Origin of the sequence: Ottowia sp., from assembly GCF_035325765.1 — a bacterium.
Lineage (GTDB): Bacteria > Pseudomonadota > Gammaproteobacteria > Burkholderiales > Burkholderiaceae_C > Ottowia.
In genome coordinates, this window is record NZ_DAOKZG010000023.1 from 1 (window position 1) to 21,760 (window position 21,760).

The window sequence follows — 21,760 nt, forward strand, 5'->3', positions numbered from 1 at the left end:
CTGGACAATTACGATCTCGCCGGCCAAAAGACGGGGTTGTTCAGACCTTCCCTAATTGATTAATTTTGCACCAAGAATTGCAATTTTTGTGAACCTAATGATGTAATTTACACACTATTTTACATGCTTGCACTCGACATCTGGCTGTTCTCAGCAACTTATCTCGGTATTTTTTGGCGAAATGTGGTCTCGTAGTCACATCGTCTGCATAGCGCTTAGCGCACGCGATGCGCGTCGATCGAAAGTTGCATACAGCAAGCAAGCTCTTCAGTGGGTAAACGCTCAGTGTGCCCGCTCCCAGTTCGGCCCCACGCCGACCTCGGCCACCAGCGGCACCTTGAGCGCGGCCACGCTCGCCATCAGGCGCGGCAGCTCGACCTGCACCCAGTCGACCTCGCCGTCGGGCACCTCCAGCACCAGTTCGTCGTGCACCTGCAGGATCATGCGGCTGGCGCGCTGCTGGCCGTCGATGGCCTGCTGCACGGCAACCATGCTCTTCTTGATCAGGTCCGCCGCCGTGCCCTGCATCGGCGCGTTGATGGCGGCGCGCTCGGCACCGGCGCGGCGCGGCCCGTTGGGTGAGTTGATCTCGGGCAGGTACAGGCGGCGGCCGAACACGGTCTCGACGTAGCCCTGCTTGCGCGCCAGCTCGCGCGTTTCGTCCATGTAGCGCTTGACGCCGGGATAGCGCTCGAAATAACGCTGGATGTAGTTCTTCGCCGCCGTGCCGTCGATGCCCAGGTTGCGCGCCAGGCCGTAGCTGCTCATGCCGTAGATGAGGCCGAAGTTGATCACCTTGGCGTAGCGCCGCTGCTCGCTGCTGACCTGATCCGGCGCCACGCCGAACACTTCGCTGGCGGTGGCGCGGTGCACGTCCATGCCGTCGTGGAAGGCCTTCAGCAGCGCCGCGTCGTCCGACAGGTGGGCCATGATGCGCAGCTCGATCTGGCTGTAGTCGCAGCTGACGACGACGTGGCCGGGCGGCGCGATGAAGGCCTCGCGGATGCGCCGCCCCTCGGGCGTGCGCACCGGGATGTTCTGCAGGTTCGGGTCGTTGCTGGCCAGCCGGCCGGTGACGGCCACGGCCTGGGCGAAGTGGGTATGCACGCGGCCCTGCGCGTCGACCAGCTGCGGCAGCTTGTCGGTGTAGGTGCCCTTGAGCTTGGACAGGCCCCGGTGCTCGAGGATGCGCGCCGGCAGCGGATAGTCCTCGGCCAGCTTCTCCAGCACCTCCTCGTCGGTGCTGGGCCGGCCGGTGGCGGTCTTCTTGACCACCGGCAGGCCCAGCTTGTCGAAGAAGATCTCGCCGATCTGCTTGGGCGAGCCCAGGTTGAAGGGCTGGCCCGCCAGCTCGTGCGCCTCGTGCTCCAGGGCCACGATGCGCTGGCCCAGCTCCTCGCTCTGGCGGCGCAACAGGGCGGTGTCGAGCAGCACGCCATGGCGCTCGATGCGATACAGCACCTCGCTGCAGGCGATCTCCAGCTCGTAGATGCCGCGCAGGCGCTCGTTGGCCTGCAGCTTCGGCCAGAGCACGCGGTGCACGGCCAGCGTCTGGTCCGAATCCTCGCAGGAATAGCGCGCCGCCTGCTCCACCGGCACCTGGGAGAACGGAATCTGGTGCGCGCCCTTGCCGCACAGATCCTCGTACTGGATGCCGCCGCGGCCCAGGTGCCGCTCGGCCAGGCTCGCCAGGTTGTGCGGCCGGTGCACCTCGAGCACGTAGCTCTGCAGCATGGTGTCGTGCACGTAGCCGGCGACCTCGACGCCATGGTTGGCCAGCACGTGGCGGTCGTACTTGATGTGCTGGCCGAGCTTCCGGCACGCCGGGTTCCCGAACCAGGGCTTCAGGCGCGCCAGCACCTCGTCCAGTGGCAGCTGGTGCGGCGCGTCGGGGCCGTCGTGCGCCAGCGGAATATAGGCGGCCTCCAGCGGTTCCACGCTGAATGACAGGCCGACGATGCGCGCCTCGGCCTGGTCGATCGAGGTGGTCTCGGTGTCGAAGGCCGTCAGCTCCGCCGCCTCGATGCGCGCCAGCCAGCGCTCGAACGCGCGCCAGTCCTGGATCACCTCGTAGCGCACGGCGCCCGCGTCGCCGTCGCCCGCCGCGTCCTCGCCCGCCGGATCACCCGCGTCGGTGGCCCGCGCCGCGCGCAGCGCCCGCGCCAGCGTGCGGAAGCCATAGCGCTCGTAGAAGGCCGCGAGCTCCCCCGCCTGCTCGGGCTGGACCGCCACCGCATCCAGTGCCGGCAAGCCATCGACGTACCCGGCGAGGTCGCAATCGGTGCGAATCTGCAGCAGCTTGCGCCCGGTGGGCAGCCAGTCGAGCGCGGCGCGCAGGTTCTGGCCAGCGGCGCCCTTGATCGCGTCGGCATGCGCCACGATGGCATCCAGCGACCCGTATTCGGCCAGCCATTTGGCGGCGGTCTTCGGGCCCACCTTGTCCACCCCCGGCACGTTGTCGATGGCGTCGCCGACCAGGGTCTGGTAGTCCAGCATCTGCGCCGCCGCGACACCGAACTCGGCCTGCACGCCGGCCAGATCGCGGCGCTTGCCACTCATGGTGTCGATGATGTGGATGCGGTCGGTGACGAGCTGGGCGAGGTCCTTGTCGCCGCTGGAGATGACGACCTCCAGTCCCTGGTCCGCCGCCGCCTGCGCCAGCGTGCCGATGACGTCATCGGCCTCGATGCCGGGCACGGCCAGCACCTTCCAGCCCAGCAGGCCAACCACTTCGTGGATCGGCCCGATCTGACTGCGCAGGTCATCGGGCATCGGGGCACGGCTCGCCTTGTAGTCCGGGTAGATCTCGTCCCGGAAGGTCGGCCCCGGCGCATCGAACACACAGACCGCGTAGGGCGCGTCCGGGTACTCCTTGCGCAGCGCGTTCAGCATGTTGACCATGCCGCGGATCGCGCCCGTGGGCTGGCTGTTGCGGTCGGCCGGATCGGCGCGCAGGTCCGGCATGGCATGAAACGCCCGGTACAGGTAGCTGGAGCCGTCGACCAGCAGCAGGCGCGGCGCATCGGCACGAGAGGCATCGCTCATGCCGGCATTGTGCACGGGCGACCCGCCGCGGCGCCAGCCGTGCCCTGCGCCCGAAGCCGTCGGGCGCGCACCGGGCCGCCTACAATCGGGCGCATGCACACCCTTTGCCGGATGCTTCCCGTCCTGTTGCTCGCTGCGGCCACCGGCACGCAGGCCCAGACCGCTCCGGTGGCAGCCGACGCGCCGGTCGCGCACGATCGGCAGAACCAGCGCATCGAGCGCATCCAGGTGGAAGACAGCGGCAGCCGCATCGATGAATTGCGCGCTGGCGGCCAGACCCAGCGCATCACGGTGCAGCCCAAGACGGCAGTGCCGGCGTACGATGTGCAGCCGGTGGGAGCGGCGCGCCCGTCACCGAACGAAGCGGGGCCGGGCAGCGCCGGCCCGCGCACCTGGAAGATCCTGCAGTTCTGATTCCCGCATGGCGGTCTACACGGAAGTCTCCGCGGATGAGGCCGGGGCCTTGCTGCGAGCCCTCGGCCTGGGCGAACTGACCAGGCTGCGCGGCATCGAGGGCGGCATCGAAAACACCAACTACTTCGCCAGCACGACCGAAGGCGAATGGGTGCTGACGCTGTTCGAGCGCCTGACGCACGCCCAGCTGCCGTTCTACCTGCACCTCATGAAGCATCTGGCCGAACACGGCGTGCCGGTGCCCGACCCGCAGGCCAAGCCCGAGGGCATGCCCGTGGGTCCGCAGGAGGACGACCTGCTGCACACCCTGCATGGCAAGCCCGCCACCGTGGTGAACCGCCTGCGCGGCAAGAGCGAGCTGAATCCCGGTCCGGCGCACTGCGCCGCCGTCGGCGAGATGCTGGCACGCGCCCACCTGGCGGCGCGCGACTACGAACGCCGCCAGCCCAACCTGCGCGGCCTGGCCTGGTGGAACGAGGTGGCCCCGGTGGTGCTGCCGCACCTGGACGAGGCGCAGGCCACGCTGCTGCGCAGCGAGCTGGCCTACCAGAACCACGTCGCCGCCAGCAGCACCTACGCCGCCCTGCCACGCAGCGCCGTGCACGCCGACCTGTTTCGCGACAACGTGATGTTCGAGGGCACGGCCGAGCAGCCGGTGCTGACCGGGTTCTTCGATTTCTACTTCGCCGGCGTCGACACCTGGCTGTTCGACCTGGCCGTGGCGCTGAACGACTGGGCCATCGACCTGGCGAGCGGCGCCATGCATGCCGCGCGCACGCAGGCCCTGCTGGATGCCTACCAGGCCGTGCGCCCGCTCACCGGCGCCGAGCGCCGCCTGCTGCCGGCCATGCTGCGTGCCGGGGCGCTGCGCTTCTGGATCTCGCGCCTGTGGGACTACCACCTGCCGCGCACCGCCCACCTGCTGACCCCGCACGACCCGCGCCACTTCGAGCGCGTGCTGCGCCGGCGCGTGGACCAACCCCTGACGGCATGAAGCTGAACATCGTCCCCGCCAGCACCGGCGCCCAGTGGGTGCTGGCCAGCGTGCGCACCTTCTTCAAGCGGCCGGTGGCACTGATCGGACTGTTCCTGATGTTCGTCGCGACGCTGTCGCTGGTCGCCATCATTCCACTGGTGGGCATGTTCATCGCGCTGGCGCTGGTGCCGGCCTTCACGGTCGGCCTGATGGCGGGCACGCGCGAGGCCGAGGCCGGACGCTTCCCGTTCCCCAACACCTTGTTCGTCGCCCTGCGCCAGGGGCGGGACGAGACACGGGCCATGCTGCTGCTGGGCGCGCTGTACGCACTGGCCGTGCTGGCCGTGCTGGGCATCACCGCCCTGATCGACGGCGGCAGCCTGGCCCAGATCTACCTGGGCCAGATCAGCCTGTCGCAGGAACTGGCGGACGACCCGCGCCTGCGCACCGCGCTGTGGGTCAGCACCCTGCTCTACCTGCCGATCTCGCTTGCCTTCTGGCACGCGCCGGCACTGGTGCACTGGCACGCCGTGCCGCCGGTCAAGAGCCTTTTCTTCAGCTTCGTGGCGGTGCTGCGCAACGCGCGCGCCTTCCTGCTGTATGGCGCGCTGTGGCTGATGCTGTCGTTCGGCGCCGGCATGGCGCTGCTGCTGTTCATGCTGCTGAACAGTTCCAGCGCCGGCGCCACGGTGGTCGCCACCGCCATGTTCCCGCTGTCGCTGGTGCTGGCGGCGATCTTCTTCACCTCGCTCTGGTTCACCTTCCGCGATTCCTTTGCGGAGGGTGACGACACCCCGCCGCCCGCCGGCCCGCAGGCATGACCACACCCTGGGTGGCCGAGGCCGTGCGGCGCATCGAGCGCGACTTCCAGCGCTCGGCCGACACGCACCTGTTCCCGATCGAGCTGCCGGCGCTGGCGGGCGTGCAGATCTACCTGAAGGACGAATCGACGCATCCCACCGGCAGCCTCAAGCACCGGCTGGCGCGCTCGCTGTTCCTGTACGGCCTGTGCAACGGCTGGATCCGCGAGGGCACGACGGTGATCGAGTCGTCATCCGGCAGCACGGCGGTGTCGGAGGCCTATTTCGCCCGCCTGCTGGGCCTGCCCTTCGTCGCCGTGATGCCGCGCAGCACCTCGGCCGCCAAGGTGGCGCAGATCGCCTTCTACGGCGGGCGCAGCCACTTCGTCGAGCGCGGCGACCAGGTCTACGGCGAAGCGGCGCGGCTGGCGCGCGAATGCGGCGGCCACTACATGGACCAGTTCACGCACGCCGAGCGCGCCACCGACTGGCGCGGCAACAACAACATCGCCGAATCGATCTTCACCCAGATGCGCGCCGAGCCGCATCCGGTGCCGCGCTGGATCGTGGTCGGTGCCGGCACCGGCGGCACCTCGGCCACCATCGGGCGCTACCTGCGCTACCAGGGCCACGCCAGCGAGCTCTGCGTGGTCGATCCCGAGCACTCGGTCTTCTTCGACTACTGGAACGACCGCACGCGGCCCGAGGTGACGACCGACCGGCCCTCGCGCATCGAGGGCATCGGCCGCCCGCGCGTCGAGCCGTCCTTCGTCCCGGGCGTGATCGACCGCATGCTGCGCGTGCCCGACGCCGCCAGCTTTGCCGCCCTGCGCGTGCTCGAGCAGCGCCTCGGGCGGCGCTTCGGCGGCTCCACCGGCACCGACTTCTGCGGCGCGCTGCAGCTCGCCAGCGAGATGCGTGCACGCGGCGAGGCTGGCTCCATCGTCACCCTGGCCTGCGACGGTGGCGAGCGCTACCTCGACACCTGCTACGACGATGCCTGGCTGCGCGCCCAGGGGCACGACATCGCGCCCTGGGTGCGGCGCCTGGAAGCCGCCTGCGACAGCGGCGCCTGGGCGCCGGGTTGATTCATCTCAGTCATCCATGGCGCTGCGCGCCACCCGCATCGCAGGAGACAACTCGGTTCCAATGGCCGCGGAGCAGGCCAGTCGCGGGCACCCGTGGCCGGGGTCCCCCTGGACACCGGGTGCGTCCCCCTGGGGGAAGAAGCGCAGCGACATAGGGGGGTCATCTTTCACTCGACCACCGTCAGCTTCGCCACCGCCAGCGCCAGCCACTTGGTGCCGTGGCGACGGAACTGCACCTGGGCGCGAGCCTCGTCGCCGCTGCCCTCGACCCCCAGCACCTGGCCCTCGCCGAACTTGTTGTGGAACACCGTCAAGCCCTTGCGGATGACGGCGCCGGACGAAACCGGGGCTTCTTCGTGCGACACGCTGCGCACCGCGTCCAGCCAGCTCGTGCGTGGCGTCGCCGGCACCGGCGCGATCGAGGCAAAGCCGCCGCGCTGCGGCGTGATCCACTTCAGCACCTCCTCGGGCAGTTCGTCCAGGAAGCGGCTGCGCAGGTTGTAGCGCGTCTGGCCGTGCAGCAGGCGGGTCTGCGCGTGACTCAGGTACAGGCGCCGGCGCGCACGCGTGATGGCGACATACATCAGGCGCCGCTCCTCCTCCAGCCCGCCCTGGTCGCTGAGCGCATTCTCGTGCGGGAACAGGCCCTCCTCCAGCCCGGTGATGAAGACGGCGTCGAACTCCAGCCCCTTGCTGGCGTGCACCGTCATCAGCTGCACCGCGTCCTCGCCAGCCTGGGCCTGGTTGTCGCCGGCCTCCAGCGCGGCGTGGGTCAGGAAGGCAGCCAAGGGCGACAGAGTTTCGCCGGTGTCGGTATGTACTATTGGTTGCTCAATCCATTGAGTGTTGATTTGAGGCCGGATTGCCGCAACCGCAGCGCGAGAACGCCTTTCCGCTGCTTTCCTGCCCCGTAGCCCAACACGTCGCTTTTCCAGAAATTCATTCCTAATCAGCGCAGCCAAACCCGCAACGTCGTTCTTGAGAAGCTCCACTTTCTCTTTGGACAGCTTCTCTTCCGATTCATATCTTGCGCTGTAAGCTTCGGGAAAGGTCCTTGCAAAGCACGCGGAGCCAAATCGCAGTACTCGATCACCAGTCTCCACGATATGCACTTTGCTATGAACATAGCGGGTGCATTCAGGACATTCGCACTTCACCTTGTCGCTTTTCTCTACGCTCACAATCGCCAAAAGCGGCGATGTTCCAAGCTCCGCTGTCAATTCGCGATCTAAAGCCTCATCAGAATCTTCTATCTCGTCATCCGATGACGATGGCAGTTGAATCAGCCCCTGGCTGGCCGGACTCTGCGTCAGCGGCTGGCCCAGTTCGTCCACCGGCAGCGCCACCGCGTCGCGACCAAAGCCCTCCTGCGTGACGAAGCTCTCGGCGGCGTTGACCAGCTCGCCCAGGTTCTCGACCCGGTCCTGGCCCTCCTTCTCGTGCCGGTAATGCTCCACCAGGCCGCTGCCCTGCAGCACCAGCTCGATGATCTCGCGCAGCGTCTTCCCCGCGGTCTGCTCGCGCATCACATCCACCAGCGCGACGAAGGCGCCCAGGTTGGCCCCGGCGCGTCCGCTCAGGGAGCTGACGGCGTCGTGCAGCGAGCAGCCGGCCGCGCGCGCCGCATCCTGCAACTGTTCGACGCTGCGCGCACCGATGCCGCGCGGCGGGAAGTTGGCGACGCGCAGGAAGCTGGTGTCGTCGTGCGGGTTCTCCAGCAGGCGCAGGTAGGCCAGCGCGTGCTTGACCTCGGCGCGCTCGAAGAAGCGCAGCCCGCCGTAGACGCGGTACGGCACGCCGGCGTTGAACAGCTGCGTCTCCAGCACCCGGCTTTGCGCGTTGCTGCGATACAGCACGGCGATCTCGCGCCTCTCGTACCCCTCCTGCGCGACGAGCTGGCTCAGCTCCTCGACCACCCACTCGGCCTCGGCAAAGTCGGTCGGCGCCTCGACCACGCGGACCGGCTCGCCGGCGCCCTGGTCGGTGCGCAGGTTCTTGCCCAGCCGCTGCTGGTTGTGGCGGATCAGCGCGTTGGCGGCATCCAGGATGTTGCTGTGGCTGCGGTAGTTCTGCTCCAGCTTGATCTGGTGCCGCACCCCGAACTCGCGCACGAAATCGGCCATGTTGCCCACGCGCGCGCCGCGAAACGCATAGATGCTCTGGTCGTCGTCGCCCACGGCCAGGATGGCGCCGCCCCCGCCCTCCTCCGGCAGGCCGGCGATGAGCTTGATCCAGGCGTACTGCAGGCGGTTCGTGTCCTGGAACTCGTCGATCAGGATGTGGCGAAAGCGCCGCCGGTAGTGCGCACGCACGGCGTCGTGGTCGCGCAGCAGCTCGTAGCTGCGCAGCATCAGTTCGCCGAAATCGACCACGCCCTCGCGCTGGCACTGCGCGTCATAGAGCTGGTAGAGCTCGACCTTGCGCCGCGTCTCGCTGTCGCGCGCCTCCACGTCACGCGGACGCAGGCCGTCCTCCTTGCAGCCGGCGATGAACCACTGCAACTGGCGCGGCGGGTAGCGGTCGGCGTCGACATCAAACTCCTTGCACAGGCGCTTGATCGCCGACAGCTGGTCCTGCGTGTCCAGGATCTGGAACGCCTGCGGCAGCCCGACGAGTTGGTGGTGCGCGCGCAGGAAGCGGTTGGCCAGGCCGTGGAAGGTGCCGATCCACATGCCGCGCACGCTCAAGGGCAGCATGGCCGACAGGCGCGTCAGCATCTCCCTGGCCGCCTTGTTGGTGAAGGTGACGGCCAGCAGGCCGCCCGGCGAGACCTGCCCGGTCTGCAGCAGCCAGGCGATGCGCGTGGTCAGCACCCGCGTCTTGCCGGATCCGGCACCGGCCAGGATCAGCGCGTGCTCGGGCGGCAGGGTGACGGCGGCCTTCTGTTCGGGGTTGAGGCCGGCCAGCAGGGGCAGGTCGAGGGCTGGCGCGGCCGGGTCGGAAGTCATCCGGCAATTGTAGGAAGCCGCGCCCCGGTCGCGCCTCCTGGTCGGCCTATCCGCGCAGGAGGTGCTTCTGGATCTTGCCGCTGGGGGTGTGCGGCAAGGCATCGCGGAACTCGTAGATGCGCGGGATCTTGTAGCGCGCCAGGCGCGGTTCGAGGAAGGCCCTGAGCGCCGCATCATCCAGCGAGCTGCCGGGCCTGGCGACGACGAACGCGGTCACGGTCTCGCCCCAGTCCGGGTGCGGGCGGCCGATGACGGCAACCTGCATCACGTCCGGATGACCCGACAGCGCGTCCTCGACTTCCTTGGAATACACGTTCTCGCCGCCGGTGACGATCATGTCCTTGCTGCGGTCGGCGATGTACATGTAGCCGTCTTCGTCGATGCGCGCCAGGTCGCCGCTGCGGTACCAGCCGTCGGGCGTGAACGCCTGCTCGGTGGCCTCGGGGTTGTCCAGGTAGCCCTGCATCATGGCGGCGGTGCGCAGGTGGATCTCGCCGACCTCGCCCGGGCCGCACAGGCTGCCGTCGTCGCGCCGCAGTTCGAGCAGCACGCCGGCGGTGCCGCAGCGGCCGATCGAGCCCGCCTTGTCGATCGCCTCCTCGGGGTAGAGCACGGTGCCCATGGGGCCGGACTCGGTCATGCCGTAGACCTGCATGATGCGGTCGGTCCGGTAGCCGGCCACCAGCCGGCGCGTGTTCTCGGCGCTCAGCGGCCCGCCGCCGCAGGTCCACAGGCGCATCGCACTCAGGTCATGACGCGCCAGGTCGGGCACCGCCTGCAACGGTGCCAGGAATGCGATTGGCGCGCCGAAGGTGAAGGTGATGCGATCCTGCGCCAGCGTCTCGATGAAGGCCTGCGGGGCGTATTCGCGCAGCAGCACGTTGGCGCCCCCCATCAGCAGCGTGCTCAGGAACCAGTTGTTGAGCGGCGACGAATGCCAGATCGGCATCGCCGTCAGGTTGCGGTCGGCGGGCGTCATCGAGACCGCGGCGGCGCAGCAGATGGCGGTGTGGAAGAGGTTGGCGTGGCTGTGCAGGCAACCCTTGGGCCGGCCGGTGGTGCCCGAGGTGTAGAGTACCTCGGCCAGCGTTGCGCCATCCGGCACCTCGCCGCCGGCGTCGTGCGGCGTCGCGCGTGCGAGCAGCTCATCGAACGATTCCATGCCGTCGGCGCTGCCCGCGGTGGCGAGCCAGCGCGTGTCACCCGCCACGCGCCGTGCCACCGGGGCCAGCGCGGCGTCCAGCACGCACAGCCGGGCGCCGCTGTGGCCCAGGATGTACTCCACTTCGGGCGCCTGCAGCTTGTGGTTGACCGGCACCACCGCGGCCTTCAGCCGCCAGGCGCCAAACAGCGCGAACACGAAGCCGGGCGTGTTGTAGTTGAACAGTGCCACGCGGTCGCCGGCGCCGACGCCGCAGTCGCGCAGCACGCTGGCGGCGTGGCGCGTGGCGTCGGCCAGCTCGGCGTAGTTCCAGTCGCGCCCCTCGGCGCGCAGTGCCAGCCGGTCGGCACGCGTGCGCGCCTGCTGATCCAGCACGGATACGAAATCGATCATGGCATGTCTCCTCGTGTCGGCGACCAGGCGCCAGGCCGCTGCGCCTGCAAAGCGCTCCGGACCGGCAGTCAATCGGCCCACACGCCCTGCAGCAGGGCAGCCGGATCCTCGGTGCCGCAATCGGCGCCCAGCACCGCACCCCAGTCCGGGCCGAAGCGGCTGGCAATGAAGGCGCCCGCGGCCTGGCTGCTGGCGTGGCGCAGCATCAGGCAACCCTGCACCGTCAGCACCAGGCGCTGGGCAAAGCGCCGCGCCTGCGGCTCGAGCGCCTCGGGCCGTCCCAGTGCCGCGCGCAGCCAGTCGACCTGGGCCGCCAGCAGCGGCTCCTGCGACGCCGTCTCCTGCAAGTTCTCCAGCAGCCGGGCGGCGTCCTCGGGCTGGCGCGAGACGGCGCGCAGCACGTCCAGGCACATCACGTTGCCCGAGCCTTCCCAGATCGAGTTGACCGGCGCCTGGCGAAACAGCCGCCCCATCGGCCCGGTCTCGACGTAGCCGTTGCCGCCGAACACCTCCATCGCCTCGCCGGTGAAGGCGACCGAGCGCTTGCAGTTCCAGAACTTGGCGGCCGGCGTGACGATGCGCCGCCAGGCAGTGTCGAGTGCGTCGTCCAGGCCGTAGCGTCCGGCCAGGTCCAGCGCCAGCAGCAGCGCCGCCTCGACCTCGAGCGCCATGTCGGCCAGCAGCGCCGTCATCGCCGGCTGCTCGGCCAGCACCTTGCCGAAGGCGTGGCGACCGCGCGCGTAGTGCAGCGCCTGCACCAGCGCCTGGCGCATGATGCCGGCGCCGGCCAGGGCGCAATCCAGCCGCGTGTGGCTCGCCATCTCGATGGTGGTGGCGATGCCGCGCCCGAGTTCGCCCACGCGCACGCCCCAGGCGTCGTGGAACTCGACCTCGCTGCTGCTGTTGGAGCGGTCGCCCACCTTGTCCTTCAGGCGCAGGATGTTCACGCCATTCTTGCTGCCATCCGGGCGCCAGCGCGGCACGAAGAAGCAGGTCTGGCCGCCCTCCTCGGCGCGCGCCAGCACCAGGTGGCCGTCGCACATCGGCGCCGAGAAGAACCACTTGTGGCCGTTGATGCGGTACTCATCGCCCCAGGCGCCGTGGCCGGCCGGCTCGGCGGTCGTGGTGTTGGTGCGCAGGTCGCTGCCGCCCTGCTTCTCGGTCATGCCCATGCCGACGCTGATCGAGCGTTTGCCCGCCAGCGGCACGTCGCGTGCGTCGTAGTCGGTCGAGGCCAGCAGCGGCTCGAGCACGCCCCACAACTCCGGGTTGCGGCGCAGCAGCGGGATGCTGGCCTTGGTCATGGTGCTCGGGCAGGTCGAGCCGGCCTCGACCTGGCAGTGCATGTAGATGGTCGCGCCGTAGGCCACCCAGGCCGAGGGGCGCGCATCGAACTGCGGCAGGTTGCAGATGCCGTTGCGCCGCGCCAGCGCCATCATCTGGTGCCAGGCGGGATGGAAGCGCACTTCGTCGATACGCTCGCCCTGGGCCGAATAGGCATTCAGCTCGGGCGCGTGGCGGTTTGCCTCCTCGCCCGCGCGCAGCGTGTCCGCCGCGCCGTATTCGGCGCCCTGGCGCGCCAGCTCGGCGTCGCGCCACCGGGCGCCGCCGCGTTCGACCGCGCGGCGCAGCACCGGATCGCTGGTGTAGAGGTTGTAGTCCTCGAGCGTGGGGACCTGGTTGTTCGGATGGATGCCGATCATGATGCACTCCTGCTGTGGCCCGCCGGATGGCGGGCGCGGGGGATTTCCCGGCCGACCCCGGCGCGCGTCCTGCGTCGCACAATCGAGAGGTCAGCCCGTCCGAAAATTCTAGGCAGCCCAGGCTGCAGGCGTGTTCGGATTCGACCTGCCATGAAACCATTGCCCCGGCCCACTCGCACCAGCGCCCGCAAGCGCCCGCCTCCCGGGCCGCCGGGGCCGCGCCGGCGTCCGCAGCAGGCCCGCGCGCGGCACACGGCGCGGGCGCTGCGCGAGGCCTTTGTTCGCGTTCTGGTGGAGCGCGGCTACGCCGGAGTGACCGTGCGCGAGGTCACCCTGGTGGCCGGCACCGCGCTTGGCAGCTTCTACGACTACTACGCCAGCATGGATGACCTGGCGCGCGTCAGCCTGCACCTGCGCAGCAAGGCGCTGCTGCTGGCCCTGCGCGGCGCGGCTGGGCGCCACGCCGGCATGCCGCTGGCGCAGATCGTGGTGGCGGTGGTCGACGCGATGCTGGCGCGCCACCGCGAGCGGCCGCGCGAATGGGCCGCGCACTACCTGCTGGAACGTCATTTCTCCAGCCTGGAAGCCTATCTGGAGATGTACGAACGCTTCGTCGACGCCTGGGCCGAGGCGATCGGCGCCGCCACCGACTGGCCGGCACACCAGCCACCGCGCGAGGCGGCACGCGTGGCCCAGGCCATCCTGTACGGCCTGTTCGCGAACCAGCACCTGACGCACCCCGACGGACCCGACAACGCGGCGCTGCGGCGCATGGCAAGCGAGGCCATCGGCGCCTACCTGCACGCAGCGCGCCGCTGAGCCGGCGTGCGCCGGCCGGACCGCAAACCCCCTACAATCGGGCACCGGGCCCAAGATTTCTTGGCCCGGTTTTTTGTGCCCGCACGACGCGGCGCGCGAGGACCGGCGGCCAGGCCAAGCGCCCTCTCTCCCACTGCCTGATTGGAGCTTGGAACGCCATGCAAATCTTCGACTACGACCAGATCCTGCTGCTGCCGCGCAAGTGCCGCGTGAAAAGCCGCAGCGAATGCGACACCAGCGTCGAATTCGGCCCGCGCCGCTTCAAGCTGCCGGTGGTGCCTGCCAACATGAAGACCGTGGTCGACGAGCCGCTGTGCGCCTGGCTGGCACAGAACGGCTACTTCTACGTGATGCACCGCTTCGACCTGGACAACCTCCAGTTCGTGCGCGACATGCGGGCGCGCGGCCTCTATGCCAGCATCTCGCTGGGCGTGCAGCCGGCCGACTACGCCACCGTCGACCAGCTCGCTGCCGAAGGCCTGGTGCCCGAGTACATCACGCTCGACATCGCGCACGGCCACGCCGACTCGGTGCGCGACATGATCGGCCACATCAAGGGCAAGCTGCCGGCCAGCTTCGTCATCGCCGGCAACGTCGCCACGCCCGAAGCCGTGATCGACCTGGAGAACTGGGGCGCCGACGCCACCAAGGTCGGCGTCGGGCCGGGCAAGGTCTGCATCACCAAGCTCAAGACCGGCTTTGGCACCGGCGGCTGGCAGCTCTCGGCGCTCAAGTGGTGCGCGCGCGTGGCCACCAGGCCGATCGTCGCCGACGGCGGCATCCGCAGCCATGGCGACATCGCCAAGAGCGTGCGCTTCGGCGCCTCGATGGTGATGATCGGCTCGCTGTTCGCCGGCCACGTCGAATCGCCCGGGCGCACCGTGGAGGTCGACGGCGAACTCTACAAGGAGTATTACGGATCCGCCAGCGACTTCAACAAGGGCGAGTACCGCCACGTCGAGGGCAAGCGCATCCTCGAGCCGATCAAGGGCAAGCTGGCCGACACCCTGATCGAGATGGAGCAGGACGTCCAAAGCTCGATCAGCTACGCGGGCGGGCGCACGCTGATGGACGTGCGCAAGGTCAACTACGTGATCCTGGGCGGCGAGAACTCGGGCGAGCACCTGCTGATGTAGGGCTGCGGCACGGCAGCCCTTCAGCGCATCAGCTCGCGTGCCAGTCGGTTCAGCCGGCGGCCCGGCCTGGCCAGCGCGTCGAGAATGCTGAAGTAATTGAGACCCGGCAGCGCGGCCGCCAGCGGCACGCGCTCGCGGCCCCAGGCCTGGCGGATCAGCTGGTTCTGGCGCAGGTACTCGCCGCTCTCGTCGCCGCCCACCACGGCAAGCAGCCGGCCGTGCGCGGGCGCCGGCAGACGTGCCGGGCTGGCCTCCTGCACCTGGCGCGGCGTCAGGCGCAGCGCCTCCTGCAGGCTCGGCGTGTGCATCAGCGGCTCCAGGTCGTACAGCCCCGAGATGCCCAGCGCGCCGCCCACCACGCGCGGCGGCAAGGCCGGGTCGAAGACGTTCCACGCGCAGGCCAGCATCATCGCTGCGAGTTGCCCGCCGGCGGAATGGCCGATCACCACGATGCGACGCGCATCGCCACCATAGCGCCGCGCGTGGCGCCAGCTCCAGGCCACGGCGCTCGCCATCTGCAGGGTGATGCCCGGAATGCTCGCCTTCGGCGCCAGCGCGTGGTTGGGCAGCACCACCATCGCCCCCGAATCGCGCAGCGCGGGCACCAGAAAACTGTGCTGCGACTTGTCCATGGCCTTCCAATGGCCGCCATGGATGAACACCACCACCGGTGCGCCCGGCTGCGGCGCCGCGAACACGTCCAGCGTCTCGTCCGGCCCGCCGCCGTAAGGCACGTCGATCTCGCACGGCAGCGCCGCGCGCACGCGCGCCGATTCGGCAGCCCAGCGCTCGAGGTAGTCCGCATGATCGGGCACGCGCAGGCGGTTGTTGTACATGCGCTCGAGCCACTGGACGTCGGGCTCCTCCTGGCGGTGGTGCGAGCGGGCGAACAAGGCGGGGTCGGGCATGATGGGCGCCATTGTCGCAAACCGGCGGCGTCCCGGCGCGCGCCGACCGCAGGCAGAATCGGACCCTCGGCGCGCGCACCGCGCCCCGCGGCGGCGCGCCGCGCCACCGGGTCGGATCGGCGTGCGCGCCGGACCCGACCACCGCTCAGGAGCACACCATGAGACTCACCGTCCTCGGCACCGGCCACATGGGTTTCCCGATGGCACGCCGCCTGCTGGATGCCGGCCACGACGTGCACGTGTGGAACCGCACGCAGGCCAAGGCAGCGCCACTGGCGCAGCACGGCGCCACCGTGCACCCCGCAGTCGCTGCTGCCGCCGCCGCGGGCGAGCTCGTCATCAGCCTGCTGGAAAACGGCCCCGTGGTGGCCGACGTGCTGTTCGAACAGGGCGCCGCGGCCGCCATGCGGCCCGGCACGCTGTTCGTCGACATGGCCTCGATCAAGCCGGCCGAAGCGCGCGCGCATGCCGAGCGCCTGGCAGACCAGAACGTCAGTCACCTCGACGCGCCGGTCTCGGGCGGCACGGTGGGCGCCGAGGCCGGCACGCTCGCCATCATGGCGGGCGGCGACGCCGCCGACTTCGAGCGCGCGCGGCCCGTGTTCCAGGTGCTCGGCCGCGCCACCCACGTCGGCCCGCACGGTGCCGGGCAACTGGCCAAGCTGGCCAACCAGATGATCGTCGGCATCACCATCGGCGCGGTCGCCGAGGCGCTGCTGCTGTGCCAGCGCGGCGGCGCCGACCCGGCGAAGGTGCGCGAGGCGATCGGCGGCGGTTTTGCCGAAAGCCGCATCCTGCAGCTGCACGGCGAGCGCATGCTGCAACGCGATTTCGCCCCACGCGGCAGCATGACGGTACAGCTCAAGGACCTGCGCAATGCGCTCGAAACCGCCCGCGCCATGGACTTCGATGCCCCCATCACGGAGGCGCTGGAGCGCCTCTACGCCGATGGCGTGGCGCACGGCGACGCCGGCCTCGATCAATCGGGCCTGTTCGTCGAACTGGCGCGGCGCAACGGCATGCGCTGAGCGCCCCGCGCGCGACGCATGCTCATGCGAACCCGCTTTCGAATGACAAATGACGGATGACTTCGCCGCGCCTCAACGACGGAGCGGCCATGCATCATGACGGCATGAGCCGCTGTCACGGGTCATGGGTTTGACCCGTGAGCTGTGGTCGACCGCGTGTGACCGTCTCGAAATCCGCAGGAGCACCGACTTCGTCCACGTCGATCCCGGTCACCGGTTCGGTGAGCGCGTCATGCAGCCGCCAGCACTGCCCCGACCTCTCGGGACGGGAATGCCCCTCGCATTCCTTGCGCACCGGAGTGCGCAACGCCTTCACGCCGTGCCCGGCACGCGCATCACGGCACTGGCGAGCGCAAGCAACGGCACCCGGGTGCCTGCGAAGCCGCCTCAGTACACGACCACCTTGTCGCCCACCTTGACCTGCTCGTACAGCCACTTGGCGACCTGGTAGTCGCGCAGCTGGCTGCAGCCGTGCGATCCGCCAGCGTAGCCCCGGTCCGCGAAGTCCTGCGAGAAGTGCACCGCCACGTTGCCCTGGTAGAAGAAGGCATAGGGCATGGGAAAGCGCTCGCCGAAGATGCGCGAGACGGTGTCGCTGTTGCGGTACCAGACGCGGAACTCGCCCTCCGGGCTGTCCCAGCCCGGCATGGCAAAGCGCGCCTCGCGCGTGAAGCGCACCTGGCCATCGACCACGTAGGACATGCGGCGCTGCTGCTTGGAAATGCACACCACCTTGCCGGTGGTGCAACGCGGGTCCAGCTCCTGCGCCAGCGTGCTGCTGGGCGGCGCGTCGAACAGGTCGGCGTAGCGCGGGTTGTGCGTGCGCCGGATCAGCCGCTGCCAGCTGCGCTCGTCCATCACCTCGCTGGCCGGCAAGCCGCCGCGCGCGCGCCAGGCCACGATGGCCGCGCGCGTGGCGGCGTTCAGCTCGCCATCCAGCGCGCCCTGGTAGAGCCGCAGCTGCCGCAGCCGGTGCTGCAGCTCCTTGACATAGCCTGGCTGGTTCGGCGCCGTGAACCAGGGGCCGATGTCGGTGTTCGCCAGTTCGGCCTCGGTCGGGTCGTGCGAGCGCAGACGCAGCGCATCCCAGGTCGTCTGGTCCACCACTCCGGTGGCCGCCAGTCCCAGGCTGCGCTGGAACTTCCGCACCGCGTCCCGCGTCGGTGCGTCGAACCGGTCGCGCACGTCGTACTCGGCCAGGAACTTCGCCTGCCGCAACCGCACCTGCAACTCACGCACCACGGGCGCCTGCAGACCCGGGCGCAACGGCCGAGCCAGCGGCGCCGGCGTGCTGAAGGGGCGCGCCACGCCATCTGCGGATCGCGCGGCGGCGGTCGCTGACCCTGCTGGCGCCGCGGTCGTGTTTGCCAGTGCGACCGTCAGCGGCGCCGCCTCGGCCAGCGGGCCCGCACCCAGAGCCGCCAGCAGCGCCGCCCCGAGGCCGGAACGCAGGCAAATCATCAAAGGTCGCGTCATGATGGAAAAAATTATCCGGCAATTCGAGCCGCGGTTCGACCCGGCGGCGAGCACGCCGTCGTGATAAAAGCTACAGGCTCCACAAGAACCACCAAACCACCCGATGAGCCTCCATCAGCAATTGCAACAGCGCGCCGCCACCGGCCGCCCCATCCGCGTCGGCCTGATCGGCGCCGGCAAGTTCGGCGCCATGTACCTGGCCCAGGTGCCCCGCACGCCCGGCGTGCACCTGGCCGCCATCGCCGACCTGTCTCCGGACAACGCACGCGCCAGCCTGGCGCGCGTCGGCTGGCCGGCCGAGCGCGCCAGCGCCGCCTCGATCGATGCCGCGCTGCGCGCCGGCACGACCCATGTCGGCGACGACTGGCAGGCCCTGGTGCGGCATCCGGCGATCGACGTCGTGGTCGAATGCACCGGTCACCCCATCGCCGCCGTCGACCACTGCCTGGCGGCCTTCGAGCAGCGCAAGCACGTCGTCAACGTCACAGTCGAGGCCGACGCCTTCTGCGGCCCGTTGCTGGCGCGCCGCGCGGCTGCGGCCGGCGTCGTCTATTCGCTCGCCTTCGGCGACCAGCCGGCCCTGATCTGCGACCTCGTCGACTGGGCGCGCACCTGCGGCTTCCCGGTGGTGGCGGCCGGCCGCGGCCACAAGTGGCTGCCGCACTTCTGCGAGTCCACGCCCGAGACCGTCTGGGGTTACTACGGCCTGACGCCCGAGCAGGCGCAGCGCGGCGGCCTGAACCCGAAGATGTTCAACAGCTTCCTCGACGGCAGCAAGCCCGCGATCGAGAGCACCGCCGTGGCCAACGCCACCGGCCTGGCCGTGCCCGCCGCGGGCCTGCAGTATCCGCCCGGGAGCATCGCCGACATCCCCAACCTGACGCGCCCGCGCAGCCAGGGCGGCGTGCTCGAGCACAGCGGCATGGTCGAGGTGATCTCCTGCCTGCGCCCCGACGGCACGCCGATCGACTACGACATCCGCATGGGCGTGTGGGTCACGGTCGAGGCCGAGACCGACTACATCAAGCACTGCTTCGAGGAATACAACGTCCACACCGACGACTCGGGCCGTTACTTCACGCTCTACAAGCGCTGGCACCTGATCGGCCTGGAAGTGGGCTTCAGCGTCGCCAGCGTCGTGCTGCGCGGCGAGGCCACCGGCGCGGCGCAGGGCTGGCACGCCGACGTCGTCGCCACCGCCAAGCGCGACCTGCGGCCCGGCGAACTGCTCGACGGCGAAGGCGGCTACACCGTCTGGGGCAAGCTGCAACCCGCCGCCCGCTCGCTCGCCCAAGGCGGCCTGCCGCTCGGCCTGGCGCACGACGTGCGGGTCGTGCGCCCGGTCGCCAGGGGCCAGATGCTGTGCTGGGACGACGTCGCCATCGATGCCGGCACGCGCGCCTTCCAGGTCCGCAAGGCGCTCGAAACCCAGCTCGCCCCGGCTGGCTGATTTCGCGTTAAAATACCACGCTTGCGTTGGGGGGGTAGCTCAGCTGGGAGAGCGCCGCGTTCGCAATGCGGAGGTCGGGAGTTCGATCCTCCTCCTCTCCACCACGAATTCAACGCCCAACCGGAAACGGTTGGGCGTTTTTGTTCGTGCGCGCGTTTCCGGGGCGCCGGATGCATGTGGAAGAATCCAAGGGCCGAAGCGGAATCGAAAGACTGGCCTCCCTTGTTGTCACTTGACCACGCCTCCCTCGCAACGCTGCGTGACCGTCACCCGGCCTGGCGGCTGCTGGCGTCACCGCATGCCCCGTTGATAGCGAGCTTCCTGCAACGGACGTTCGTGGCGACGAACGTGCGGCTGATGAGCGAAGCCGATCTCGCAGAGGCACTGGAGGATGAGCTGTTCGTCCTGCGTGAGCAGATGGGGCCGGACGCCTATCCCAGGAGCGCGCAAGAGTATCTCAACGACTGGGCCGCACCCGACAGGGGCTGGCTGCGCAAGTTCTACAAGCCGGGCACGGACGAGGCGCAGTTCGACCTGACACCGGCCACCGAGAAGGCTATCGCCTGGCTGGCCTCGCTCACCGAACGGCCGTTCGTCGGCACCGAGTCGCGCCTGCTCACGCTGTTCGCGTTGTTGGAGCAGATCAGCGCCGGCACCGAGGCCGACCCGATCAAGCGAGTCGCCGACCTGCGCAAGAAGCGCGGCGAGCTGGACGCCGAAATCGCCCGCGTGCTGGCGGGCGACGTGCCGCTGTTGGATGACACGGCGGTCAAGGACCGGTTCCAGCAATTTCAGCAACTGGCGCGCGAGCTGCTGGCCGACTTCCGCGAGGTGGAGCAGAACTTCCGCCTGCTTGACCGCAAGGTGCGCGAGAAGATCGCGCTGTGGCAAGGCGCCAAGGGCGCGCTGCTCGACGAGATCATGGGTGAGCGCGATGCCATCGGGGACTCCGACCAGGGCCGCAGCTTCCGCGCCTTCTGGGACTTCCTCATGTCCAGTCGGCGTCAGGAGGAACTCTCCCAGCGGTTGGGCCAGGTGTTGACACTGCCCGCCGTCGCTCAGCTTTCGCCCGACCCGCGCACGCGCCGCGTGCACCATGACTGGCTGGAAGCCGGCGAACACACGCAGCGCACCGTGGCGCAGCTGTCGCAGCAGTTGCGCCGCTTCCTCGATGACCGGGCCTTTCTGGAGAATCGCCGGATCCTGGACCTGCTGCGCGGCATCGAAGGTAACGCGCTCGGCATTCGCGACGCCACGCCCAGCGGCACGGTGATGCACATCGACGCCATGGGCGCGGATATCGAACTGCCTCTGGAGCGTCCCCTGTTCACGCCGAATGTGAAGCCACGCCTGACCGATCTGGCACTGGTGGCCGATGAGGACGACATCGACACCACGCGCTTGTTCGACCAGATCGTGGTGGACAAGGCGCGCCTGCGGTCGGCCGTTCAACGCGTACTGCGTCGCCAGCCGCAGATCACGCTGCGCGAATTGCTGGAAGCCGAGCCCCTGCGTCAGGGTCTGGCCGAGCTGGTCGCCTATCTGGAGTTGGCCCACGCAACAGACCGCAGCATCACGCTCGGGGACTTTCACGCCCTCATCGACGAAACCGCAGAAGAGCCGATCCGTTGGGAAGCCCGTAATGCAGCGGGCGATGCTGTGATGCGCAAGGCCCGCTTGCCTCGCGTGATCTTCACCCGCTGAAAGCTCGGGGCCCGGGAAGAGAAGAACATGAGCGATGCGCTGCACGAGAACGAGCCGCCCGAAGCCACGCCCAGCGCGCTGCCGGCCGTGCCCGAGCTGTCGCAGCTGATGGTGCACTTGCTCAAGGGCGTGGTTTATCGCGACGATGACGAGAGGCTGTGGGCCAGCCTGCTGCGCCTGCAGACGCGAGTCAGGGAACAGGCCGCCGTTCTGCTGCTCGACCTCGTGCTGGACGAGGCCGAGGGCCACGCCTTCCTCAAAAGCTTCCCGGATCCGGATGAGTCCGAAGGAACGCCCCGCCTGCCGCGGCTCGTTGTACGCCGGCCGCTTTCCTACCCGGTGAGCCTGATGCTGGCGCTGCTGCGCAAGCGCATGGCCGAATTCGACGCCGGTGGTGGCGACACACGGCTGGTGCTTTCCCGCGACGAGATCGCCGAGCTGATGCGCGTTTTTCTGCCCGATGGCACGAACGAGGCTCGGCTGATCGACCAGGTGGACGCGACCATCACCAAGGTGGTCGATCTGGGCTTTCTGCGCCGGCTCAAGCCCGCTGCCGGCAGTGCGTCGGACCAAGGGCACTACGAGGTGCGGCGCATCCTGAAGGCCTTCGTGGACGCACAGTGGCTGGCCGAGCTCGATGCGCGACTGGAGGTCTACCGCGCGGCGCTGGCGGGCGGTGCTGGCGAGGGAGGCTCGGATGCGTGAAGAGC

The 21,760-nt window shown here is 69.3% G+C and carries 16 protein-coding genes and 1 tRNA gene; 11 read left to right on the forward strand and 6 right to left on the reverse strand.

Annotation, left to right across the window (positions count from 1 at the left end):
- Nucleotides 1-282 precede the first annotated feature (282 nt).
- Nucleotides 283-3,045: a DNA polymerase I gene (polA, locus tag PKA16_RS09120; protein WP_324402514.1), complete on the reverse strand. Its 2,763-nt coding sequence runs from the start codon at nucleotides 3,043-3,045 to the stop codon at nucleotides 283-285.
- A gap of 111 nt (nucleotides 3,046-3,156) precedes the next feature.
- On the opposite strand from polA, the gene PKA16_RS09125 reads away from it, so the two are divergent.
- The 4 genes from PKA16_RS09125 to PKA16_RS09140 are packed head-to-tail and all read left to right on the forward strand — an operon-like array spanning nucleotide 3,157 to nucleotide 6,323.
- Nucleotides 3,157-3,459: a hypothetical protein gene (locus PKA16_RS09125; RefSeq protein WP_324402516.1), complete on the forward strand. Its 303-nt coding sequence runs from the start codon at nucleotides 3,157-3,159 to the stop codon at nucleotides 3,457-3,459.
- A 7-nt stretch (nucleotides 3,460-3,466) separates the two neighbouring features.
- Complete coding sequence (locus PKA16_RS09130; protein ID WP_324402518.1) at nucleotides 3,467-4,453, forward strand: homoserine kinase; 987 nt, start codon at nucleotides 3,467-3,469, stop codon at nucleotides 4,451-4,453.
- Entirely contained in the window at nucleotides 4,450-5,256 is an 807-nt protein-coding gene (locus tag PKA16_RS09135) for a BPSS1780 family membrane protein (protein ID WP_324402520.1), read from the forward strand. Before PKA16_RS09130 ends, PKA16_RS09135 begins: the two co-directional genes overlap by 4 nt.
- On the forward strand, nucleotides 5,253-6,323 hold the full coding sequence (locus PKA16_RS09140; RefSeq protein WP_324402522.1) for a PLP-dependent cysteine synthase family protein: 1,071 nt from the start codon (nucleotides 5,253-5,255) through the stop codon (nucleotides 6,321-6,323). Before PKA16_RS09135 ends, PKA16_RS09140 begins: the two co-directional genes overlap by 4 nt.
- Before the next feature lie 167 nt (nucleotides 6,324-6,490).
- Here PKA16_RS09140 and PKA16_RS09145 read toward each other — a convergent pair whose 3' ends face one another.
- The 3 genes from PKA16_RS09145 to PKA16_RS09155 all read right to left on the reverse strand — a co-directional run bounded on the left by PKA16_RS09145 (nucleotide 6,491) and on the right by PKA16_RS09155 (nucleotide 12,529).
- Entirely contained in the window at nucleotides 6,491-9,271 is a 2,781-nt protein-coding gene (locus PKA16_RS09145) for a UvrD-helicase domain-containing protein (RefSeq protein ID WP_324402524.1), read from the reverse strand.
- Nucleotides 9,272-9,317: 46 nt separating this feature from the next.
- Nucleotides 9,318-10,826: an AMP-binding protein gene (locus tag PKA16_RS09150; RefSeq protein WP_324402525.1), complete on the reverse strand. Its 1,509-nt coding sequence runs from the start codon at nucleotides 10,824-10,826 to the stop codon at nucleotides 9,318-9,320.
- A 68-nt stretch (nucleotides 10,827-10,894) separates the two neighbouring features.
- On the reverse strand, nucleotides 10,895-12,529 hold the full coding sequence (locus PKA16_RS09155) for an acyl-CoA dehydrogenase family protein (RefSeq protein ID WP_324402527.1): 1,635 nt from the start codon (nucleotides 12,527-12,529) through the stop codon (nucleotides 10,895-10,897).
- Between the two features lie 150 nt (nucleotides 12,530-12,679).
- Between PKA16_RS09155 and PKA16_RS09160 the strand changes: the two genes are divergently transcribed.
- Together PKA16_RS09160 and PKA16_RS09165 are read left to right on the forward strand one after the other, a co-directional pair.
- Nucleotides 12,680-13,348, forward strand: a complete 669-nt coding sequence (locus PKA16_RS09160; RefSeq protein ID WP_324402530.1) for a helix-turn-helix domain-containing protein — start codon at nucleotides 12,680-12,682, stop codon at nucleotides 13,346-13,348.
- 158 nt (nucleotides 13,349-13,506) lie between these two features.
- Nucleotides 13,507-14,484, forward strand: a complete 978-nt coding sequence (locus PKA16_RS09165) for a GMP reductase (RefSeq protein WP_324402532.1) — start codon at nucleotides 13,507-13,509, stop codon at nucleotides 14,482-14,484.
- A gap of 20 nt (nucleotides 14,485-14,504) precedes the next feature.
- On the opposite strand, the gene PKA16_RS09170 is transcribed toward PKA16_RS09165, so the two are convergent.
- On the reverse strand, nucleotides 14,505-15,392 hold the full coding sequence (locus PKA16_RS09170; protein ID WP_324402534.1) for an alpha/beta hydrolase: 888 nt from the start codon (nucleotides 15,390-15,392) through the stop codon (nucleotides 14,505-14,507).
- A gap of 158 nt (nucleotides 15,393-15,550) precedes the next feature.
- Here PKA16_RS09170 and PKA16_RS09175 point away from each other — a divergent pair, with 158 nt between their 5' ends.
- On the forward strand, nucleotides 15,551-16,420 hold the full coding sequence (locus PKA16_RS09175) for an NAD(P)-dependent oxidoreductase (RefSeq protein ID WP_324402536.1): 870 nt from the start codon (nucleotides 15,551-15,553) through the stop codon (nucleotides 16,418-16,420).
- Between the two features lie 387 nt (nucleotides 16,421-16,807).
- Here PKA16_RS09175 and PKA16_RS09180 read toward each other — a convergent pair whose 3' ends face one another.
- Nucleotides 16,808-17,896, reverse strand: coding sequence for a peptidoglycan-binding protein (locus PKA16_RS09180; RefSeq protein WP_324402538.1), 1,089 nt, complete (start codon nucleotides 17,894-17,896; stop codon nucleotides 16,808-16,810).
- Between the two features lie 103 nt (nucleotides 17,897-17,999).
- On the opposite strand from PKA16_RS09180, the gene PKA16_RS09185 reads away from it, so the two are divergent.
- The 4 genes from PKA16_RS09185 (at nucleotide 18,000) to PKA16_RS09200 (ending at nucleotide 21,755) form a co-directional block, all read left to right on the forward strand.
- The gene (locus tag PKA16_RS09185; protein WP_324402540.1) at nucleotides 18,000-19,346 is read left to right on the forward strand and encodes a Gfo/Idh/MocA family oxidoreductase; all 1,347 of its coding nucleotides are present in this window, start codon (nucleotides 18,000-18,002) and stop codon (nucleotides 19,344-19,346) included.
- A gap of 28 nt (nucleotides 19,347-19,374) precedes the next feature.
- A tRNA-Ala gene (locus tag PKA16_RS09190) sits at nucleotides 19,375-19,450 on the forward strand.
- Between the two features lie 70 nt (nucleotides 19,451-19,520).
- Nucleotides 19,521-21,050, forward strand: a complete 1,530-nt coding sequence (locus PKA16_RS09195; RefSeq protein ID WP_324402542.1) for a DUF3375 domain-containing protein — start codon at nucleotides 19,521-19,523, stop codon at nucleotides 21,048-21,050.
- Nucleotides 21,051-21,077: 27 nt separating this feature from the next.
- Nucleotides 21,078-21,755, forward strand: a complete 678-nt coding sequence (locus tag PKA16_RS09200; RefSeq protein WP_324402544.1) for a DUF4194 domain-containing protein — start codon at nucleotides 21,078-21,080, stop codon at nucleotides 21,753-21,755.
- The last annotated feature ends 5 nt before the right edge of the window (nucleotides 21,756-21,760 follow it).